Consider the following 1,720-nt stretch of genomic DNA (forward strand, 5'->3'; position numbering starts at 1 on the left):
ATGAAAAACCTCCGCCCCCGGAAACCCCGGCAACGCCGCCCTCACCTCCTCCCACCACGCAAGCCGGTCGATGCGCTTCTGCTCTTCCTCGAACTGCGCGCGCTTCCCCGTCTGCTTTTCCAGCTCGACAAACAGCTGCTTCCATTTGGCCGGATTCGCCCACTCGCTCTCATGCTTCACGATCAGCCGCGAGGCCACCTGCATCAGCCACGGATAGTGCTTCGATAGCGCACAGAGTTCATTGACCGCCTGTCTGCCGTCGCCTCGCGTGAACAGCGCGTCGTACACCTTCAGCATCAACGGACTGAGCTTCGTGCGCGACGCAGGATCGGCAACATCCGCATTGCTCGCATAGTCAACCCATGCCTCGATGGCCGCGAAGGCAGAATGCGCCGGGTCGTGCGCATCCTCGAGGCACAGGAAATCAGTCCACTTCTGCGCGAATTCGCGCGTGACCCGGCCGCCCGGATGTTCCGGTTCGCGCACCCACCCTTCGATCGGCTGCCCGCGTTCGTCCACGCCCTCCACCCGCCACCAGTCCGCCTTGCGTCCATAGCGCGCGTCCACTTCCTTTTCCGTGAACCGCCGGTCCCTGTCACGCGCCAGGTCCGCGAGCGAGTACAGCCGCACGACATCGACCTTCCTCGACCGGGCATCCGCGCCCGGGATAAACGTGTCGCCATTGCGTTTCAGAAGCGTCGTGGACGCCCCGACCCGCAGCATCGTCGGCTCCGCCGGCAAACCCAGTTCGCGCCATGCCTCCGCGTGCGCGCTATGGTCCCGCATCCATGCACGCCCCTGTTCGATGAATGGCCTGATACCGTCATCGCAGAACACCTCGATATGCGCGATGCGCGTGCCGACCGGGCCGCCGCCCAGCGAATCGTAACGACCCAGGTGACCGATCAGCTCGCCCGCCCTGACCGGAATACCCGCGCCCTGCGCATCGTCGGCCCGGCACGACGCGGCGGTCACCACCACCCGGTCGAACGCCGTATCCGGCAGGATCTCGCTGACCAGCGGTCCGCCGTTTTCCTCGCCCAGATGAATCCATCCGCCAATCGCCGTGGCCGGTGAAACGAAGCCTCCTGCGTTCGGCGGATACAGCTGCGCGCCGTGCAGGTCCCGGATTTGCCCCCAGCCCTGTTCCATCTTTCCGGCCGTGACGGCTGCACCTTGCGGCAGGATGCCCAGCACGTGGCTGTACGCGGACGGACTCGCGCGCACCCGCAGCCCCCGTTGCCCCGGGTCCGCCACCTGCCCGTTCCTGCCCAGCGCCGGCTGGTCCCGCGCAAATGGGGTGACCTGCCATTGCCTCGACCAGTACGCCGGTTTTTCCCGGTGCGGGAAGTGTGCGTAGTCCTCGTCGGACATCAGGTGCATGTACAGGCTGTAGAAGGTCAGCACCGTGCCCTTCGGGAACTCCATCGTATGGCGCACCAGCGCGAAGCCCGTGCTGTAGGGGGCACGGATGGACGCCCTGCCATCCGGCGAGGCCGCCTCGCTCACCGGGTACGTGCGATTGGCGCGGTAGGCGATCAGATAACCGTCGGCCATGCAGCGCAGGCCCGCATCGAGGTCCAGTGACTGGCCGGGACCGGCTTCGGTGATATGGATGCCGCCGTGCCACATGCCCCGGGCGCTGACCAGATACGCGCCCGATGCCTCATGCGCGGCCAGCAGACGGTAGATTTCATGTTCGTCGGTGAACCGCGAAGAT

General features: G+C 66.0%; 1 protein-coding gene. It reads right to left on the reverse strand.

The genetic code is table 11. The features are described from left to right. Window positions 1-1,720: SH3 domain-containing protein (locus tag HV675_RS32045; RefSeq protein WP_175115467.1), on the reverse strand; the 1,720-nt coding region annotated here is incomplete at both ends.

Source organism: Paraburkholderia solisilvae (assembly GCF_902859875.1).
GTDB lineage: Bacteria > Pseudomonadota > Gammaproteobacteria > Burkholderiales > Burkholderiaceae > Paraburkholderia > Paraburkholderia solisilvae.